General features: G+C 51.7%; 15 protein-coding genes. 12 read left to right on the top strand and 3 right to left on the bottom strand.

Annotated elements, in window-relative coordinates; all coding sequences use genetic code 11:
* The first annotated feature begins 234 nt into the window (after positions 1–234).
* Positions 235–4,566, top strand: a complete 4,332-nt coding sequence (locus tag ACU6TU_RS13195) for a DUF4214 domain-containing protein (RefSeq protein ID WP_447141857.1) — start codon at positions 235–237, stop codon at positions 4,564–4,566.
* 201 nt (positions 4,567–4,767) lie between these two features.
* Here ACU6TU_RS13195 and ACU6TU_RS13190 read toward each other — a convergent pair whose 3' ends face one another.
* Entirely contained in the window at positions 4,768–6,342 is a 1,575-nt protein-coding gene (locus ACU6TU_RS13190; RefSeq protein WP_447141856.1) for an ATP-binding protein, read from the bottom strand.
* 238 nt (positions 6,343–6,580) lie between these two features.
* On the opposite strand from ACU6TU_RS13190, the gene ACU6TU_RS13185 reads away from it, so the two are divergent.
* The 8 genes from ACU6TU_RS13185 (at position 6,581) to ACU6TU_RS13150 (ending at position 17,248) form a co-directional block, all read left to right on the top strand.
* Complete coding sequence (locus ACU6TU_RS13185) at positions 6,581–10,288, top strand: ATP-binding protein (protein ID WP_447141855.1); 3,708 nt, start codon at positions 6,581–6,583, stop codon at positions 10,286–10,288.
* 20 nt (positions 10,289–10,308) lie between these two features.
* Complete coding sequence (locus ACU6TU_RS13180) at positions 10,309–10,935, top strand: condensin complex protein MksE (protein ID WP_447144257.1); 627 nt, start codon at positions 10,309–10,311, stop codon at positions 10,933–10,935.
* A gap of 44 nt (positions 10,936–10,979) precedes the next feature.
* A complete protein-coding gene (locus ACU6TU_RS13175) occupies positions 10,980–12,191 on the top strand; it encodes a hypothetical protein (protein WP_447144256.1) in 1,212 nt (403 codons plus the stop codon).
* Positions 12,192–12,202: 11 nt separating this feature from the next.
* Positions 12,203–13,075, top strand: coding sequence for a DUF7281 domain-containing protein (locus ACU6TU_RS13170; RefSeq protein WP_447141854.1), 873 nt, complete (start codon positions 12,203–12,205; stop codon positions 13,073–13,075).
* A gap of 612 nt (positions 13,076–13,687) precedes the next feature.
* Positions 13,688–14,620: a 5'-nucleotidase gene (locus ACU6TU_RS13165; RefSeq protein WP_447141853.1), complete on the top strand. Its 933-nt coding sequence runs from the start codon at positions 13,688–13,690 to the stop codon at positions 14,618–14,620.
* 63 nt (positions 14,621–14,683) lie between these two features.
* Positions 14,684–15,490, top strand: a complete 807-nt coding sequence (locus tag ACU6TU_RS13160) for a hypothetical protein (RefSeq protein WP_447141852.1) — start codon at positions 14,684–14,686, stop codon at positions 15,488–15,490.
* Between the two features lie 389 nt (positions 15,491–15,879).
* Positions 15,880–16,197, top strand: a complete 318-nt coding sequence (gene sugE / locus ACU6TU_RS13155; protein WP_447141851.1) for a quaternary ammonium compound efflux SMR transporter SugE — start codon at positions 15,880–15,882, stop codon at positions 16,195–16,197.
* An 88-nt stretch (positions 16,198–16,285) separates the two neighbouring features.
* Complete coding sequence (locus ACU6TU_RS13150) at positions 16,286–17,248, top strand: ribonuclease Z (RefSeq protein WP_447141850.1); 963 nt, start codon at positions 16,286–16,288, stop codon at positions 17,246–17,248.
* A 40-nt stretch (positions 17,249–17,288) separates the two neighbouring features.
* Here the strand turns inward: ACU6TU_RS13150 and ACU6TU_RS13145 are convergent, their stop codons facing one another.
* Positions 17,289–17,540: a type II toxin-antitoxin system Phd/YefM family antitoxin gene (locus ACU6TU_RS13145; RefSeq protein ID WP_447144255.1), complete on the bottom strand. Its 252-nt coding sequence runs from the start codon at positions 17,538–17,540 to the stop codon at positions 17,289–17,291.
* Positions 17,541–17,742: 202 nt separating this feature from the next.
* Between ACU6TU_RS13145 and ACU6TU_RS13140 the strand changes: the two genes are divergently transcribed.
* Together ACU6TU_RS13140 and ACU6TU_RS13135 are read left to right on the top strand one after the other, a co-directional pair.
* On the top strand, positions 17,743–18,021 hold the full coding sequence (locus ACU6TU_RS13140) for a type II toxin-antitoxin system RelE/ParE family toxin (protein ID WP_447141849.1): 279 nt from the start codon (positions 17,743–17,745) through the stop codon (positions 18,019–18,021).
* Positions 18,021–18,314 (top strand): HigA family addiction module antitoxin, encoded by a 294-nt coding sequence (locus tag ACU6TU_RS13135; RefSeq protein WP_447141848.1) that lies wholly within the window; start codon positions 18,021–18,023, stop codon positions 18,312–18,314. Before ACU6TU_RS13140 ends, ACU6TU_RS13135 begins: the two co-directional genes overlap by 1 nt.
* Before the next feature lie 71 nt (positions 18,315–18,385).
* Here the strand turns inward: ACU6TU_RS13135 and ACU6TU_RS13130 are convergent, their stop codons facing one another.
* Positions 18,386–19,582: an E22 family MetX-like putative esterase gene (locus tag ACU6TU_RS13130; RefSeq protein WP_447141847.1), complete on the bottom strand. Its 1,197-nt coding sequence runs from the start codon at positions 19,580–19,582 to the stop codon at positions 18,386–18,388.
* Between the two features lie 362 nt (positions 19,583–19,944).
* Between ACU6TU_RS13130 and ACU6TU_RS13125 the strand changes: the two genes are divergently transcribed.
* A complete protein-coding gene (locus ACU6TU_RS13125) occupies positions 19,945–20,370 on the top strand; it encodes a hypothetical protein (RefSeq protein ID WP_447141846.1) in 426 nt (141 codons plus the stop codon).
* The last annotated feature ends 8 nt before the right edge of the window (positions 20,371–20,378 follow it).

The following is a 20,378-nucleotide window of genomic DNA, read 5'->3' as shown; positions in this document are numbered from 1 at the left end:
CGACTTTTTAGCTAGCAGCACGGCCAACGACTTTCTCCGCCTGGGCGAATCCCGAAGATTCCGAATCAGCGCCACACAGCGGTTCTAAGACGATAGTTTAATTCTTGGTTAGTGAGAAAAATCGGAGTGTCCAACCAGTTGGACATTTTTATTTATAGTATCTAAGAGTCATGCCATTGATGGAATGTGATTTTTTTAATTTGATATATTGATTTTAGTAGTGAGGAAAGTGTCATGGAAATAAAAAAATTCGAAGATTTTTGGAATGGTTTAAACAAAGATGAGCAGGAACTTGCTCGGTCTGAATTTTTTCAAGCAAAAATAACAGGAGATGACTTGCAGGGAGTTGTTGAGTATTTTGAATATTCTAATGGACTTTTAAGTTCGTTGTTTTCGAAACACTTGAAACAGTTGGAAAAGACTGTTGGGTTGAATACGTTGGAGAACTTTCAGCGTTTTGATGAAATGGGAAATTTCGATGAGCTTTTTTCCCATATCGAGTCAATTCAGACAAAAGATGGTTTGCTTGAGGTTGATGGTTATTTTATTGATATAAAATCCTTTGTGAATGCAGATAAGCTTGATGAGAACGGTAGGTTCTTATCTGAGAAATTTTCGTTTGAAGGAATTTCTGAAGTCGCCTTCGTGCATTTTGCTAGGAATGTTTTGAATGAAAAAGTTGATTATAAAGACGTTGTTTTAGATTTTGATTTGTCTAGTGAAGGTCATGGTTATAAGTGGGTTGAACAAAAAAAGAATGCATATCATCGTTATGGGGATGAAGGTCATAAAAATTTCAAAGTGCTTTCCAGTGATGATGCAATTGAACATATATTTCGGTATGATAAAAAAGAGGGAGGCTTTGTTTTAGTAACCGATTCTAAAAGTGCGGGAAGCTATAATTTTGCTACTGGTTATAGTGAGTCTTCAGGTATTGCTCATTTAGAGCTTGATGTTTTTCCTTGGGCTATATTTGGGAATAATCTTGACGACAAGTCCTCGGTTTTAGAACGCCCTTTTTCTTTGGTTGAACTTGGGGTTGGTAAAGGTGCTGCTCTTAGTTCTGGCTTGCCCGCTGATCGAGTTGATGAGTCTGATAGTCCAGTTTTAGGTAGTGACGGAGATGATAGGCTTGGTGGAGATGAAAACTTCCGAGGTGAGATAAAAGGTCTCAAAGGAAATGACTTTATAATTAGTAATCCCCAAGAAGATTTGATTGATGGCGGTGAAGGAAACGATACGGTTTCCTACGAAAAATCTAATAGTGGTGTGGCAGTTAACTTAATACAAGGTTTTGCGCATAACGGATATGCTTCTTATGATAATATCCACGAAACTTTGATAAGCATTGAAAATGTAGTTGGCTCCAGTCATGGCGATATAATTTACGGCAATGGGCAATCTAACATTCTTACTGGTGGGTTCGGTAATGATTATTTAAATGGTGCAAATGGAGTAGATACTGTCGTTATGGAAGGTGAGTTTGCTGATTATGCTTTTGCTTCAGCGAAAGATGGTGGTGTTTTGCTTACTCACATCCCAACAAAAGAAGTTGATACGCTTGTTAATATAGAGCGTATCCAGTTTGCGGATACTTTAACTGATGGTCGAGGTAATCTAATAAACGGTCCTGATCATTCAAAAAGTTCTGTACTTACAGACGGTGAAGGAGATAATGTTGGCTCTGTTTCGCTTAAAACACCTACCTTTTCTGGGGATAGTGAAGTCAGCTATACAGTTTCACTCGGAGGTTTGGGTAATGGAACACAGTATAACATAGCTTATATTGTTGATGTGTCCGGTAGTATGAGTGGTAGTAGGTTAACTGATGCACAGTCAGCTTATGTTGAGCTGACTAATCAGTTGAAAGATCTTGGTATTGCTGATGTTTCCTCTTTTGCCGTTATTCCCTTTACAAGCACTTCTACTCTGAATGAGAACTTGTCAGCCGACGAGGTTATTGAGAAAATTAATGCGCTTAATGCCGGTGGTGGGACAAGCTTTGGGCCTGCATTAAATGATGCACAAACATTTTTTGATCAAGGGCAAGGGCAAACAAATGTTGCCTTTTTCCTTTCTGACGGTAATGGTAATGGAGCCTCTGATGCCTTAACGTTAAGTGCCAATGTGCAGGCATTTGGTATTGGATCTAACGCTAAGCTTAGCTCTCTTGATCTTATTGACTCTGATAATGCAGTGGCACTATCGGACTCTTCGCAGCTTGTTGATGTGTTAACTGGTGCTTCAATCGATCCGAGTAAAATTGAAAGAGTTGAAATCCAAGTTGACGGAAATCTTGTGGAGACAGTGACTGCTGATCAGCTAACATCAAGTCCGCTAGGCCTTCAATATAGCGGTACATTAACAGGTCTGGACATATCTAAAGATGCTCAGAATAGCGTTCAGGCGAATGTCTATCTTCAAGATGGCACTAACGCTGGAATAGCTGAAACAGTTGTTTCTTCATCATTTGGTGACACCAGAGTGTCGCAAAATAATGGTGTTACAGACATTGTTTTCGGAGGGCAGACCGTGAATTATTCAGCTGCTCCTTCAGACATAAACTTACATAACTTGACTGCAAACAATCTTGATAACACAATTAGTGCTGAAAATGTTGGTGGTACTTTCCGAGGTACGGGTGGTGATGATGTCTTTCTCCTGGGTGATTATCAGTCGAGTACTGTAGATAGAATTATAGACGGGGGGAATGGTAATGACTCAATTATTTATAAAGGCAATTTTAATAGTGAACTAGTTAGTCAGAGTGGTGGTTTTTTAAAAATCGGTGCTAACACCGATTCTATAACTAATGTAGAAACTATAATTTTTGATGACGTTATACTGAACACATCTGATATGACAATTACCGCACGGGTAGACTATTTAGGCTCTAATGAAAGTGACGAAGTAAAAGCTAATAGCGAAGATAACTTTATTGATGTGGGCGATGGTAACGATGTTGTTTACAGTGGACTTGGTAATGACGAGGTTATATTAGGGTATGGTGAGGATTCACTCCGTGGAACATTAGAAGAGCTGAACGGCGATACAGTCAAAGATTTATCTCGTGATGATGAAATATTCGTTCAGGGTGTTGTGTTTGGAAAATCAGCATTAAATTTTGATAATGAAAGTTCTTTATTAAATATAGATGTTGATGGTGATAGTAATTTTGATGCGTCTTTAAAAATCTTGGGAAATTTTAAAGAAGGTGGTTTTGATGTGACTTCTGAAGGAGGGGGTTCTGCGATAAAGTATACTCATGTCAATACCCCGCCTAAAGCTGTAAATGATTTTTTTAAAACGAAAGCTGGGGAAGAAGTTGTTATAGATTTTCTAGCCAATGATGAAGGTGTAGATGGTGATACATTGGCAGTTACGAGCCTGAGTGCAGTAGAAAATGGTGAGCTAAGTTTCAATGAAGATGGTGCTATTACATATGTATCTAACGATAATTTTAGTGGCAGCGACAGCTTCAGCTATACCATCGACGACGGCAGCGGCGAAACCGCCACTGCTACGGTGAATATTGACGTAACGCCTCAACCGGAACCAGAGCCCGAGCCACAGCCAGAGCCGGAACCGGAACCACAGCCGGAACCCGAGCCGCAGCCAGAGCCTGAGCCGCAGCCAGAGCCAGAACCGGAACCACAGCCAGAGCCGCAGCCGGAACCCGAGCCAGAGCCGCAGCCAGAACCAGAGCTGGAACCCGAGCCGGAACCCGAGCCAGAGCCAGAGCCGCAGCCCGAGCCACAGCCTGAGCCTGAGCCTGAGCCAGCACCCGAGCCGTCAGGTAACGATTTCTGGCACTGGTGGCAAGGCGTAGGGGGAGGTAGCGTTAATCCAGGTTCGTCGCCAGTGGTCAGTAAAGATGAGATGACGGGGAGCTTTGGTTGGCTGGTGAGCGGAAACCTTTTTGCTGATAACGGCCATGGGGCTGATCAAGCGGCACGTGATGATGCCATCACCGTTACCGCCATTGACGGCCAGGATGTCATGCCGGACGAAGAATTAATGCTGGAATCCGGTGCCAGCGTGGTCGTGCAGGAAAACGGTGACTTTGTTTATGACCAGGGCGCAGCCTTTGCCGGTATGGCAGGAGGAGAAACGGTCACGGATAGCTTTGAATACACGATTACCAACAGCCAGAGTGATGTATCGTCCGCGGTGGTGAGCGTTGAACTTGGTAATGCGAGCGACAGCGTAGAGGTGTCGGCTATCGAGGCACTTTATCAGGTAGCGTTTGACCGCGAAGCGGATGCTGGCGGGCTGGAATACTGGACCGGTATTCGTGAAGAAGGTAGCAGCCTGTTTGACGTGGCGGATTTCTTCTTCGGATCGGATGAGTTCGTCAGCGAGCATGGCGATAACCTGAGCGATGAAGACTTCCTCACGCTGCTCTATGACAACGCCTTTGACCGCGCCCCGGATGCAGAAGGACTCGAGCACTGGTCAGAAGGGCTGGAAACCGGTGAACTTGATCAAGGCGATGTGATAGCGCATTTTGCCTCATCCGATGAAATGCAGACCAAGTACCTGGCAGAAGGCTTTATCTTCGCCTGATCGCTGATGCTTGATAGTTAAGCGTGTCAGCAACTAAGCGGCTATCCTTTCTCGGTGCTTAAAAAAACCGAAGAAGGGTGGCCGCTTTTTTAGGTTCATCGCGGCGATGCAATTCTGTCACGAGTCGATTAACAGGAATGCGTTATGGCGACTCACCACCTGTACCGGCTGGGCGCTAAGCCGTTGTCAACTTTTACCGCATTACGATAAGGGTGCCAGCGTCTCCACCTCAAATGCCACTATCTGGCGTTCAACGTTGGAAAACTCTACGCCCACCAGGTGAATAGGCTTGCCACTTGCACGGTATTTGTCGGCGTAGCCTTTGGCCTTGATCTGTTCCAGTGCCTTGCCCTGGGGTTCCTGCTCGACCACCTTGAACTCAAAAAGGTAGACGTGGCCACCAAAGTCGACGCTCATGTCTACCTTACCGTGGTTGCTGGCATCTTCCACAGTCACGTCTACGCCAAGTGCCGCGAAGTGGCTGTAAAAAACGCTGGCATAATGCCCTTCATATTGGGCAATCGGGTTGTTGCGATACCAGTCATGGGGAAGGCCAGCGAAGAGTGCTTTCAGATGTGTTTCCAGCGCACTGATGTCATGGCGTTGCAGAACACGCAGCAGCGTTAAACGTTCTTTGGTAGGCTCTTGTACGCCCAGGGCAGGTAATAGTACCTGATTAAGGCTGGTGGCCACTTCATGATTGGGGTAGCCAAGTGTATAGAGCCAATAACCCGTCATAGGCTCTTCTACTGAATGCACGGTGAGATAGCCGGTCTGGAACAGCAAGGCTTCGGTGGCGATATGGTCAACATCGAAGCGTCCCAGCAGTTCAGCCTCTGTCTGTAACTGGTTGAGTGCTGGCGTAAACACGCCGCGCTGTTTCAGGATATCCACCAGGAAAGTGGGCGTGGCAGTTTCGAACCAGTAGGGGCTGAACTTGCGCTCTTCCAGCAGAAGCAGCACATCGAAGGGGTTATAAACCGCCGTGACTTCCCGCCCGCCCCAACGGTAGCCGTTATACCAGCGGCGGATTTCCTCGCGGTCAAGGCCGGGTAATTCCGGTGCAAACACCGTATCGATATCGTGATCGGTATAGCCACAGATGGCGGCATAGTTGGGTGAGAGGGTAATGTCTCTGAGGTTGTTCAGCCCTGAAAACAGGCTGACCTTGCTGAATTTGGAAACGCCAGTGAGAAGCACAAAATGCAGGTGTGGGTCGGCGTCCTTGAGCACGCTGTAAAGGTTTTTCAAACCCTCACGCAGTTCGCGGGCCAGCTCAGGGTTTAGCAGGTTATCCAGAATCGGCTTGTCGTATTCGTCTATCAACACAACAACCCGTTGGCCTGCCTGCGCATGGGCCTGGCGGATCAGGGTTTCAAACTCGCCGGCAATGTCAGTGTCATGGTCAAGCGTCAGCCCAAGCCGTTCACGTTCGGTGCGAAGCTGCTCGCGGATGCGAACATCAAGCTCCTTACGGCTTTGCAGCACGCCACTGCCAAAACTCAGGCGCACCACAGGGTAGCGTTTCTGCCAGTCCCACTTGTCGTGAATATACAGCCCTTCAAACAGTGCTTCCCGGCCTTCGAACAGGCAGCCCAGGGTATCCAGCAGCAGACTTTTGCCAAACCGCCGTGGGCGGGAGAGAAAGTAGTATTTGTTCTGGTTGATCAGCGTTTCGATAAACGGCGTTTTATCAACGTAGTAATAGCCATCTTCACGAATATCCGAGAAGGTCTGAATCCCGATGGGGAGCTTGCGACGCTGAACAGATGGCATACGGGCCTCCCGGAAGACAGGGCAGAGAAACGGCTGATAGCGTTATAGGCGCGAGTTTAACATGTCGCTGCACGGAGGGAACGAATAGGGCTTTTTATCCATCTGCTGACGAACCCGGATCCTGGAACCCGAATACCGGCATTCTCTTGCATGAGAGTGTTGTCTGACGGAGTGATGGCGTAAACTGTCTGGTCAATGAATTCGATGTATCAGACAACGACATGACCAGGGATGCGGCATGGCTCACTTATTACGTATCGTGATGATTCACGGCCACCTCGACGGTGTGGTCGAGTTGAGTCTGGATGGTCACACCAATATCTGCGGTACCAACGCTTCCGGCAAAACGACCCTGCAACGTCTGGTGCCGGTGTTTTATGGCGAGCTACCCAATCGGGTGGTGCCACGAACGCGTATGAAGTTCGATGCGTTCTACCTGCCCAACAGCAACAGTTACCTTGTCTACGAGTATCGCCGTGAATCGGGCAGCCTTTGCCAGGTGGTGCTGACCCGCAGCACCAGCGGCGGCGTGGAATACCGTTTTGTGGCTGCGCCTTACCGGCCTGAAGATTACCTGCTCGAAAGCGAGGGCAGTGTTGTCGCGCGTGATTACCCGCAATGGCTCAACGGCCTGCGCCATGACGGCATTGCCACCTCCAGCAAGCTGACGGCCACCTCGGAATATCGCGCGGTGATTCAGAATGACTTCACCCCGATTCCCGGTATGGCTTCCCACGGCAACCGCAAAGAGGCGCTCAGGCTGCGCCAGATGGCGGCACAGTTCAGCCTGGTCAAACCGGAACATCGCATTCGCCATATGGAAAAGCTGGTCTCGGCGGTGCATGCCAAAGAGGGCAAGATGGATACCCTCAAGACCATGCTGGCGGCGATTTTCGAAGAAGACGGCGTGGAATTGCCAGTGACCCGGATTCGCAGCACCAAGGCGCGGGACTGGATCGCCCAGATGCGCCAATCCATGCGCCTGACGCCGCTGCAGCGCGCATTGGCGGAGCTGAATGATACAGATGCTGAGCTTGCCCGTCTGGATGCCGTGCTATGGCAACTCAAGCCCCAGCTGGATGCCGACCAGCACCGTACCGAACGCACAGCGGCGGATACCGACGCCGAAATAAACGAGCAGAAAGCGCTCTTCAAGGCCCGGCAGGAAGACTACGAAACCGCACGCGATGCGTTAAACGACCAGCTCAGCGCCCAGGAAAGTGAGCGCAAGCAGGCCGAGCGCAGCCTGGAAGACCTTCAGCAGCGCTATGAAGCCTATGAAGCGGCCGACATGCCGCAGCTTGAACATGACCTGCAAGCCCTGCCGCAACAGCGCGAAAAACACCAGCAGCTGCGCGAACATCTGACCCTGATGCAGGAAGCCGCCGAGGCCAGCCAGGCGCGTAAAGATGCCCGTCTGCGCGAGCTGGGCGAGACCCTGGCTCGCCAGAGTGAAGAGATTCAGGCTCAGATGGACGCGGTCGGTGAAGCGCTGGCGGCGCGGCGCGAAACGCACTGGGATGACCAGCAACGCCTGAGTAACCGTTACCAGCAGCAGCGCCAGACGCTGGACGCCAGCTTTCAGGAGCGCATGGCGGAAGGCGTTGAACGCCTGGCTACGCTCAAGGCTGCCTTGGCACACCAAGGCCCCAGCGCTGACGAAACCGCCGAGGCCGAACTGGCTCAGGCGCGGCTGGATCAGGCACAAAGCGAACTCAGTGCCGCCCGCGATCATCACAACAGCGTGCGCCTGGAACTGGATACCCATAAAAAGGAACGCGAGAACGCCGACAGCGCCTTCAATGCCGCCCGCCAACGCCTGGCAGCGGCGCAGCAGCACAGCCGTGAGCTGCACCGCCAGAAAGACCCGGAACAAGGATCCTTACGCCACTTTCTGCGTTTTCATCGCCCCGGCTGGGAACAGTCCCTGGGCAAGGTGCTGGCGCCGGAACTGCTGGAACGCCGCGATCTCGCCCCTGCCATGCTGGCAGCAGAAAACGCAGGCGACAGTGCGCCAGATAACGACAGCCTTTACGGGCTGCAGGTGAATCTCAACGCCATCGCGCTGCCGGACTACGCTCAGGATGAAGCCAGCCTGCTGGCTGCCATCGAGGCCGCTGAAGCCGCTGTGCTGCGGGCAGAAACCGACGTTGAAAGTAGCGAGAAAGCCCTGCGCCGTCAGGTCGAACGGGTAACGCTTGCTGAGCAAACGCTGGGCAAGGCGCGGCTGGCGATTACCAGCGCAGAAGAAAATATCGAGTATGCCCAGCAGGCCCGCCACCAGCTGCAGGAGCGCCATGCACGAGCGCAGCAGCAGCGTCGCACCGAACAGGAAAAAGCCCTGGCCGAGCAGCAGGCCATTCAGCAGGCCCTGCAGGAAGAACAGCAGGACGCCCGTGCCAAACTGGAGGCGTCTCATCAGGCGGAGCTGCTGGAACTCAAGGCCGATGCCGAAAGCCAGCTGGACAGCCTGAATGCACGTCTGAAACAGCATAAACACCAGCTGGCCGAACTCAAAAGCGAACATCAGCGCCAGTGCAAGGAACTGGAGCAGGCCTTTGACCAGGAGCTTCAGGCCAGCGGTGTTGACCCCGTCACCCTGCGTGATACCCGCCATCGGCTGCAGCAGCTGGAAACGCATATTCGCGAAACGGCTGCCCGGCAGGAAGAGCTGGAGGCCTACCAGCGGTTCATGCGCGTTGAATGGGAAAAGCAAAAGCCGGAACTGATTGAGCAGCTGAGTGAACTGACCCGCCGCTGTGATGAACTCAAACGCGAGCAGAAAAACCAGCAGCAGGCTTTCAAGGCTACCCAGGCGAGCCACCGCCAGGCCCTCGACAAACTGCAGGAAACCTATCAACAGGCCCAGGCGCTACTGGAAGCCCTTAAACCTCTGATCAAACAGTTGGATGAGCTGGCTTTGAGCGCGGATGCGTCGCCTCAGCAGGAAGCACCGGGGGATGTCAGCGAACGTCTCGCACGTGCCCGCCAGGCCCTCAAACAGCGTGCCGAGGCCAGAGATAACCTGCGCCGAGGCTGTCAGGACGTGGAAAGCCAGCTGATCAAAGGAGCCAGCAGCGGGTTTATCGAGATGCTGGAAGGCGAGCGTGAAAAACTGCCGGACAGAGACGACCCACGGCGCTTGCTGCCATTGCTTGGCGATATGCTCAAGCTGCTTGAAGACCAGCAACAGCAGCTGGTGCAGCAAGGGCGCAATATCGGCGATGATCTGGTCAAGTTCTTTACCGTGTTTCGCGATCTCAACCGGCGCATCAGCGCCCAGAGCCGCCGGTTGTCGGACGAAGTGGCGGACGACTTGCGTCTGGAAGGCATCACCAAGGCCGAGGTGCAGATCCAGTCAACCATTGATGAGCTGGGCTTCTGGGAGCCGCTCAAGGATTTCGCCCAGCGTTATGACGAATGGACGAAGTCGGGCTATGACCTGCCCAGTGATGACTACCTCAACGCCTTGACCGAGGTGGTGGATTTACTCCGCCATGATCAACAGTACAGTTTTGAAAGCCTGTTGCGCCTGGAGTTGCACCTGAACGAAGGCGGGGCGGATCTGGTGATCAAGAACGACCGCCAGCTACTGGAATCATCCAGCCACGGCATGGCCTACCTGATTCTGTGCAAGTTTCTGCTCGCCTTCACCCGCCTGTTGCGCGGCAAGGCCGAGATCGCCATCCACTGGCCGATTGATGAAATTGGCACGCTGGCCTATCACAACGTCGAGAAACTGTTTGATGCCTGCGACAGCAACCGCATCCTTGTGGTCGGCGCCTTCCCGAACCCGGAATCGGATGTCCTGATGCTGTTCCACCACCGCTACCTGATCGAACAGGATGCCAAGCTTCCCGATATCCGCCGACTGAAACGCATTGAACCACGCCTAAGCCCACTGGCCGCCCGCATCAAGGCGCGAAGCGAGGAGGTGCCCGCATGAGCGAGATGAACCACCCCAACATGCTTAGCCACGGCCCCTTGCTGGAACGCCTGCTGGCTGGCGAGTTCGTTTGCGCGGTCAGTGATGAAAGCGCGTTTCGTCAGCTACAGGACGACACACTGCGCGACGCCCTGGACGATTACCTTCGCCCGCTCAACCGTCGCCTGGCCACCAATCAGGATGCCAGCGTGTACTTCCTGGCCTGGCGGCAGGTCGATGATGCCGCCCGCGAGCAACTTTCCCGCCAGCTCAACGACACGGTAAACCACCTGCTGCCGCTGCTGGAATGGTTGCAACTGGTGCAGGAAGCCCTGGGGCGCGACGCTGTGCTGGCACCGGGAGACGTCCTCAAACCCGGTGAGCTACAGGCCAGAAGCGAAGACAACCCCAGCCTGCGGGAACGCATCGAGCGGCTGGCCACCGACAGCTTTTTCGGCTCGCAGAGCGAACAGCTTGATGCCCAGGTCAAGCAGGTGTTCAAGCGGTTAAAAGAGCACGGCTACCTGCTGCAGCCGCATGGCGACCGTCAGGTCTATCTGGTCACCGGCAAGATCGACTACCTGATTGACTGGGTGCGCTTTATTCGTGATGAAGAGCAGCTGCCCATCGACAGGGAAGACGAGGCTAGCCAGGAGGCGCTGCTGTGAGCCAGTTCAACGACGCCCAGAATGTGCCGCTGGAAAGCCGTTTAATGACCACCGGCGTAGAACGGCTGGCACTGCTCGGCCGCCACAGTGAAACCCTGATGCAAGGCTATGTCAGCGATGATGTGCCGCTGGAAGGGCTGAGCAGTAACGCCCTGCGCCGCTTGTTTGCGGCGCGCATCGTGTGGCGGCCGGACGAGCAGAGCGGCGTCAAACTGACGCCCAGAATGCGCGAACTGATTGCGGAAATGGTGGCTGATGAATCGCGTCGCCATGTGAACGCGGATGTGGCCGATACCCTTGAGCTGGTGCGTACCCAGGTCGCGAGTTACCGTGAATCCAGCCAGCTGGGCGACTATTGGCAGCAGGAACAGCAGCTATTGCGCCTGCGCCAGACGGTGGACGACCTTAACGGCCGCTTTGCGGATGCCATCGACAGCCTGTGGCAACGGCTTAACAGTGATTTCGGCTTTGTCAGCCGCTTGAATGACAAGGTGCGCGAAAACGAACGCGCCCAGAAGCAGGTAGTGCGCCTGCTGGATGGCCTGGCGTTGATCGATTTCAACGAGCTGATTGATCTGGTCGGAAACGACGGCACCTTGCGCAAAATCCTCATCAGCCAGCTTCAGCAACAACTCAGCCAGCACTTCACCAGCCTGCGCGAAGTGCAAAGCCGCCTGACCGAACTGATGGCGCGTTTCCGGCGGATGCAGGCACGTAGCCGCCTGGTGGCTGGTATGGCCGCGTTTCTGCGTGAACACCCAGGCTTCACGCCGGGCAACTACGCCCGCCGCAGCGAGGTGCCTGAGCTTTGTAACCATGCCACCGCGCTGATGCCCGCCGGTGCGGCAGCGCTGGATCATCATCAGGATATCAACCTGCTGGGCGCCTTGCTCAAAGACCTGCCCAGTGTGACGCGCCCCGCAGAAGTGACCGCAGCGGCCAGCCCGGCGTTAGTTGCGGAAAGTGCCATGGTCGCCGCTCGGCAACAGGCGCTGAAACAGGATGTTGAAGCCTTCTACCTGCATGTGGTGGATAACAGCGCTGATGAACCGCTCAGCGCCCTGGCATATCTGCAGGCGAGTGAACTGACATGGCCCGAGGAAATCTGGCTGTTTCAGGTCATCGCCGAATACCAGGGGTTACCGCGTCAGGAGCAGGGCGCTTTTCAATGGCTTCCTGAAGAAAGTCCCGCGAGCGTATTCAATGACGTGCGCCTGATTCATGATGTGTCACTGCGTTTTGAAGGTGTGGCATGAAAGGAAACTCTATGAAACTCTCCGGCCGGGCGCGTAAAAGCCTTAACGAAGTGGACCACCTGCTGCGCCGCCATGCTGAGGTGGTAAGACCGCGCCGCCAGTGGGTGGACGATGTGGTGGCCTGGTGCCATGAGCATTACATCGACCCCGGCCTGCGCCTGAGCGGCAAGGAGCTGCATTTCGACCAGGAGCTGATCAAACAGATCAATAAGACCCTGCTCAGCCAGGGGCAGGCACCGGTCGGGCGCTCGTTGAGCGGGCTATCCAGCCTCGAACAGGCCAAGGAAGGGCTGGAAGAAGACAAAAGCCTGGGAGAAAGCCCGCGTACCCACCGTGTGCTGGTGAACGTGCCTTCAGAACATCCTGGCTGGCTTTCCCACGCCCCCCGTGCCATTGCCGATGTGGATTGGCGCGGCATTCAACTGGAAGTGTGTGATGCGCTGATTCAGGTGGAAAACCTGGACTGTTTTTACCACTTCGACCCCGCATCGCTTGCGCTGCAACACAGCCAGCAACCGCTGGTGGTTTACCGGGGCGATAGCCAGTACGGCGGCGCCTTCCGCCCCTTGGCCGAAGCCTGGCGCAACACCCGCAAAGCGCATTACTACGCCGGGGATTTTGACGTAAAAGGCGTCAGCCTGGCGCTTTCCAGCGGTGCCACAGCGCTTTTGGTGCCGCCGCTGGAATGGCTGCAGCACCACGCCACCGGCTTCCACGACCCGGCAGAGCAACTGCCCTTTCGCCCCGCGCTGGAACGCCACCGCAACGCGCTCCCCGCCGCCCACCCTCTGCAACCTTACCTCGCGATTCTACTCGGCTCACACAAAGGCCTCCGCCAGCAATGGTTCGAAACCCTGGTAAGCGTGCCGCTGCACCAGGAGTGAATATGCACCTAAAATCGTCATTCCCGAAAGCATCGCAACATCGTCATTCCCGAATGGGGTAATTGGGAATCCATTTTGACCTTGCCAAAAGAGGCGCAAACGTAGGGTGGCTTCGCGAAGCAAGCCACCAACTCGCCGCAGGCGAGCCCGGTAAGCGGCCTGCTAGATCAGCGAGCATCCACCTAAAGAGAGAAGCCAAAGGCTGGGATTAAAATAAATTAACTGCTAGTCTCGAAGTATCAAGGTTAAAAACAGCAGGGATGACCATGCAGCAGGATGCGCAGCACACATCGCTTCACCCGACCCATCAGCATATATCAGCAGGCATTATTAACCGTGTGCCGTGCATACCCCTGCGCGCCATATCACCCTGGCTGGCGAGAGATAACGGGAATAGATACATCGAGGCTTACTTTTTATACAGGGTTATTGAAACAGCAAATACTGCACGCACGCGAATTCTGCAAATGCAGCTTAAGAAATATTAATTTTATTGCTAATCATGCGGTTATGTAGGAAAAGTCAGGCTGCATTTGTCCGATAAACGTGGTGGCCCGTTCAATTAATAATATAAGAGTCATATAACAAATTTTCGACTATTAAGAGAGCTCTATGCCATATCCAATTGAAAGGAAGTTAGTTGTAGCAGTTTCATCAAGTGCACTATTTGATTTGTCTGAGTCTCATTCGGTTTTTTCTGAAAAAGGACCAAAAGCATATAAAGAATTTCAAGAAAGAAATCTGGACAAGGTTCTTGGTAAAGGAGTTGCTTTTCCTTTTATTAAAAGGTTCTTGAAAATTAATCAGCGTTTTCCGGAAAAACTTCCAGTTGAAGTAGTTTTGTTGTCAAGAAATTCAGCAGCAACAGGGAAAAGAGTTTTTAGGTCAATCAAACATTACGAGCTAGATATTTCTCGGGCAGCTTTTATGGAGGGGAAGTCACCCTTCGAATATATTCCTGCGTTTAATGCGTCTTTATTCTTATCAGCGAATGAGGAAGATGTGAAAAATGCTATTGATGCCGGCTTTCCCGGTGGAGTGGTTCTGCCTAGCAAGGTTGTTAGTGATGATGAAAATGAAGAGCTAAGGATTGCATTTGATTTCGATGGTGTCATTGCTGACGATGAATCGGAGGCGATATTCAAAGGAGGTGATCTACCCGAGTTTCATGCATATGAGGCGGCAAACTCTGAAATACCTCACAAGCCTGGACCATTAGCCGATCTTTTTAAGAAGCTTTCTTTTCTTCAAAAACTTGAAGATCGCGAAATTGAAAAAAACCGGAGCTATAAACGGGCACTAACTACCGCAATCGTTACAGCTAGAAATGCGCCAGCTCATGAGCGTGTAGTTACAACACTTGAAGATTGGGGAGTAAGTGCTAACGAAATGTTTTTTCTTGGAGGCATGGAGAAAGACAGAATCTTATCAAAACTAAAGCCACATATGTTTTTTGATGACCAAAGAAGCCATTTAGAGTCAAAAGCTGGTGATATACCAATGGTGCATATACCATTTGGTATCGCAAACACAAAAATTGAATAAAAAATAGCGGCCATTTGAAGTCGCATGTTGCTTTGGCTTTTAGTCCTTAGGAGTGTCAACTAAGTGGAGATTAAAGAGGTAAGAAAGGTAACCGGCCGGGTTACACCGGAAAAAGTTAAAGGGTGGTTTTGGCGGACGTTGTCATTCTTGGTGTCCTCTATATATTTTTCAAATCTTCCGGTCATATTATTTTTGGTCTACATGCACGAAAATGGGTTTTTCTCGTATGACTTCTACGAGAGAGGGGTATTTGGGATGAAGGCGTTTTTTGGTCTTCTTGTTCTCATGATTTTGATTACTTCCTTCATGCTGTATGCATTCGTGTTTCCCTTTATTAAGTGGAAAGTAAAAAATAAGCTTGAGGTGGTGAACCTTGTCGGGATGTCGATATTGTCTGGGGTTATGTGGTTATTCTTCGGCCTGATGGTGTACTTTTCCGAATGGCTTGACTGGGAGCTATTTGTTTATGTAGGTTTAGTGTGTTTATTGCTTGTCATTCACATTGCTATGATACTTTATGCTGTGCCCAAGCTTCAATTCGTTTCGCTTGCAGTCATAGCTACGCTATCTTTAGTGCTAACTTTCCATTTTCGCGAAGCAGCGGCAAACCTTGTCGGATCCGCTTTACACGGATTCGGAAGCGGTGGAGGCGTGTGTGTCAAAATCACTGATACTGAGGAGCGCTATCACATAGCTGGACGTCTGATCTTAGCTTCTCCTGAGTACGTGTATATACAGAGAGCGAATAATACTTCGGTAACTGCGGTTAAGGTGGATAGCAGAACACTATATAGCGTTGGTGCTGACGAATGCGAAGAGAAAGTCGTTGAAGATGAGACAGCCAACCTTGATATAGAGCCGACAAGCTAGTGCGTGCAGCTCATATTTTACGTTGAGACTGAAGCCCTCCTCTGATGCTTTTTTGGTAGTATCGAGGAAACAGACACGGAGTTGTCAGCCTGCCGCGTTTCAGTGCTTATCACCATGCTCAGAGCGTTTATAGTGGTGATCAACTAAGACCAACTAGCTCCACCTGGTTCCACTGACATGTCTCGCATTATCTGTCTGCTCACCGACTGAGCTCTCTTTGACATTGAGCGGGTGATGGCAACTGAGTATATGGCTGCTATTGGCAGTTTTTTGCTACCTCGCTTTATACTGTTTCTGAATCAAGGCGTTAGATACGCCGAAGTGAGGACGACCTCACCTCTCGATCTCGTCAGGGGACGGCCCCATATTCACTGAGAGGTAGGGTAGGTATGAGCTGGATTATTCTGTTTGTGGCGGGTCTCCTGGAGATTGGTTGGGCTATCGGATTGAAGTACACGGATGGCTTTACGAAGCTCTGGCCTACTATCGGAACGATTTTTTCATTGGTTGCCAGCTTTCTACTGCTTGGCTTGGCTCTGAAAACGTTACCTGTCAGTACCGCCTATGCGATATGGGTGGGTATTGGTGCCTTAGGTACGGCATTTCTGGGCATATTATTATTTGGTGAGTCAGCGGATGTTCTTAAACTAGTCAGTTTAGGACTGATTTTTGCGGGCATTGTCGGCCTTAAAGTTGCCAGTGCCTGAATAGGCAAATTGGTTTATTAGGTGCAGGAACATCTGCTTTACCAGCCGTCATAGCTGCCTGACTTCAGGATAAGGGAAGGAACCTGATATGAATTTACTCTTCCTTGGAACATCCGCCGGTGTGCCAACCAAAAGCCGCAATGTCGCCGGGGTCGCGTTGCGCGAGAGCAAAGGGAAGGGCTGGTATCTGGTGGACTGCGGTGAGGGCACTCAGCATCAGGTCTTGCACACCAAGCTTTCGCTGTATTCGCTCAAAGCCATCCTGATCACCCACGTACACGGTGACCATTGTTATGGGTTGCCGGGCCTTCTGGCGAGTGCCGCCATGAGTGGCCGTAAAGCGCCGCTGACCATCGTGGCACCCAACGGCATCAAGGCATGGCTAGAGGCCACCTGTGAGACCACCCAGCTTTGCTTGCCCTTTGCGTTGACGTTTATCTGTTCAGATGACCTGCCAGAGGTTGAATTTGAGAGTATCGCAGTTAACACCTTCAAGCTGTCACATCGGGTGCCGTCCTATGCCTATGGGTTTACGGAGCGCCATCCCGCCGCTGATCTGAACATTGAAAAGCTCACCCGCCAAGGTGTTCCCAGAGGCCCTTTGTGGGGGCAGCTCAAGCAGGGTGTTGATATTGAGTTTGAAGGTGAAACGCTGAAAAGCCGTGACTATTTAGTTTTCAGGCATCCGCCGAGGAAAGTGGTCATTGCGGGAGATAATGACCAGCCTGAGCTGTTGTCTGCAGCGTGCGAAGGGGCGCAGGTGCTGGTGCATGAAGCGACCTACACAGCAGAGTTGGCACAGAAGGCGGATGAAGTTGGGCATAGCGACGCCCGCCGTGTGGCTGCTTCTGCAGAAAAGTGGCAGCTGCCGAACCTGGTGCTGACGCATTTCAGCCCGCGTTACCAGGGGAACCCTGATGCGTCTCCCTCCATTGAGGATATCCGCAAAGAAGCCCAGCGCGTTTATTCAGGCTCGCTGTATCTGGCACGGGATTTTGAAGAATACACTCTGGATAAAACCGGCCACTTTTCTGAGCTGGCGGGGGAGTAGTCTTTTGCGCGTTGATCAATAGTGATAACGAAGCTGAGCTTCATTCCAAAAGCCCCTGCTCCTGGCCACCACCTTGCTCTAGCTCTGCAATCGACTCAAGCAAACGTTGAGCATTTCTGGGAGCGCGCAGCAGGTAAGCGGTCTCTTGCAGCGCCTCATAATCGGCTAAAGAGATCATAACCACAGATTGCGCCTTATTACGGGTAATGATCATGGGCGCGTGATCTTCGCAGACCTGTTGCATTGTTTTCGCCAGGTGGGTTTTTGCCGCTGTGTAGCTAATGGCATCCATTTCTCTGTACCTGTACAGGATATTGTCATATACAGAATGGTGTACGCATTTGGTTTTGGCAATCGGCTGAGTGATACCTGTGTCTTCGAGCGTCACTTTGGTGCCGTTTCTATATAACATCAGTTGGGGGCGCGGGGTTGGTGGAACTCAGCCATTATAAAATTTTATTGTTGCCCAGTGCGCAACGCGCTATGCTATTTTTATGATTAAATCATTCCGTCACAAAGGACTGAAGCGGTTCTACGCGAGTGGCAGCACTGCTGGTATACAGGCGGGTCATGCCAGAAAATTGCGTATGCAACTTGCTGCCTTGGACACAGCGGTGTCAGTAGATGATATGGATATCCCCGGTTTTAAACTCCACCCATTAAAGGGGAAAGAAAAAGAGCGGTGGTCAATTTGGGTCAATGGAAATTGGCGCATGACGTTCGAATTTCGAGATGGAAATGCTTACATTCTTGATTATGAGGATTATCACTAATGACGATGCATAATCCGCCACATCCCGGCGAATTTATTCGGGAAGTGTATCTGGAGCCTTTTGGCATCAGTTCCCGGCAGCTTGCTTCTCGTCTGGGCGTTTCTCCTTCTACGTTGTCTCGGCTTCTCAAAGGCCATAGTGGTATTAGTCCTGAAATGTCTCTGAGACTGTCCAGGGTGCTCGGGCGTACCCCTGAAAGCTGGTTGTCGATGCAGGATAGATATGATCTCTGGGTAGCCCGCAGTACGGTTAATCTTGAGGGGCTTCATCCTCTGGATTTTGAAGCCGCTTAGCTTCGTGGTTAACGCTACACACCGTTGAGCTTTAAGCAGAGCCCCTTGGGGCTCTGCCTGCTAAAGGTCAGTTAACGCAGAAATTCGCGCAGCGTATCGCTGGCCTGGTCGATGGATACCACGCCGTCCAGATGCCCCCGGTTACCTTTCAGCGTTTCAAGGGTTACGTCGCTGCCGCCTTCTTCAATCAGATCAGCGGTCTGGCGTATATTTTCAGGCACGAAGGCAAGATCATTTTCGCTGTAGAGCATCAGCGTAGGGGCGTCGATGGCGGCAAGGCCAGCGTCTAACGAGTCGCCGTGGCCCGCCATAAAGGTCTGGTTGGCGCGCACCAGATACAGGAAGTGGTTGGCATCGGATGCCGCTGCCCGAGCGGCGGCAATGTCATCCAGCGTCTGCTCGACCGCATAGAGGGCGTTGATATCCTTGGCGGGGTCGCGTGATTCGTCGGCCCAGTCGCGGTTAAAGGTCTCGTTGGCCCACTGCCAGTGGTTGGCATCGAGGGTGACGAGCTTAAGGGATTCTTTCAGCCCATCGGTGGGTGGTTCACCGTCGTAGTAATCGCCTTCATTCCAGTTGGCATCCAGACGGATGGGCGCTGCCCAGCGGTTCAACCGAGACAATATCCAGGGGTCGGCAACGCCAGCGCCGATAACCGGTATCAGCCTGTCCACTTTGTCAGGGTAAGCGCTGGCCCATTCAATCGCCTGAAGGGCGCCCATGGAAGCCCCCATGACCGCATGAAGCGATTCAATTCCCTGGCTTTCCAGCAAGGCGCGCTGCACCTCAACAAAGTCGCGGATGGTCACAACAGGGAAGTCCATGCCCCAGGGTTCGCCGGTCTCCGGGTTGGTCGAAGCTGGCCCTGTGGTGGTCACATTCGGGTCATGGGCATTGAGATTCACCAGCGTATCGGATGCAATGATGTAGTACTCATCAGTATCCAGGGGCTTGCCGGGGCCGATGATGGCATCCCAGTAGCCGGTGGGTTCGCCATCCGGGTCATAGCGGCCGGCGGCGTGGCTGGTGCCGGAGAAAAAATGAGTGATCAGAATGGCGTTATCACGGGCGTCGTTTAATTCGCCGTAAGCTTCCCAGCCCACGCTGAGCTCGGGGATCGTTTCGCCACCCTGGGTGGTAAAGTCCTGCATCGAAAAGACCTGCTTCTCGACAAGCCCGTCCCAGGCATAAAGCGTTGATGCCGGAAGTAGGCTGAGGCTGGCGAATGCCGCCACGGTGAATAACGCGTGTTGTTGTTTACGTACCATGCGTTTTCCTTTGATAGGGATGTCTGAGGCCACCTTGAGTGATGGCCCGGTTTGTCATGCTCACGTTTGTCATGACCGAGCTTGTGATGACCTGGTTTGTGATAAATCGGGCTGTCATGAACAAGCTGGCAACAGCTCGGTTGCCACCCTATCAGCGTAGCGGGTTTTAGCGCATTTTAAAGAGGGCGGCTCCGCCGCTGCAGGCTGCTAATCTCACGGATGATGGTGCGGCCAAAGTCTACAAACAGGCAGCTTGCATCAACGTTATAACATTGCTATTTTTATTCGATAAAACTTATTAAGTTTTTATTGTTTTAATCTATACAGCCCTCAAATTTCAAGGACGAAAAAGAGGAAAGCGAATGCATGCATGTGCGGGTTGGTTAATGCTTCACGGACTCGAAGCGCCCAAAATGAATAGCTATGTAAAAGCGCACCTACCTCATCTCCATACTTCGCTATTAGATGCTCGGCATAGCGAAAATGGTTTTTATCTTGGTGACTGTGTCGACGCACTGACAGATACTTTAAACCACCCTGATATCCCTTATCACTATTGTCAGAATTATTCGCTTGCGCGTTTAGCTGCTGAGAAGTCTGGAGGCTTTATGTGGAAGCCTGGAAAAAAATCAATAAAAACTGCAGCTGTGCTTACAGCATTGTCTATGCTTTTTGACTTTGGCGATGGAGGCGGAGTTGACATTATTCGCTGTCTGTTATTGTTTTTTGTTACAGTTTTAGTGTTTGAGTTTTTTATATTTTTTGAAATTAAGTTAAATAAAAAGTGAGAGAGTAT

Source organism: Halomonas sp. LS-001 (assembly GCF_052983955.1).
Note: the sequence above shows the minus strand (reverse complement) of the source record. Positions and strands in the feature narration are given on the sequence as shown.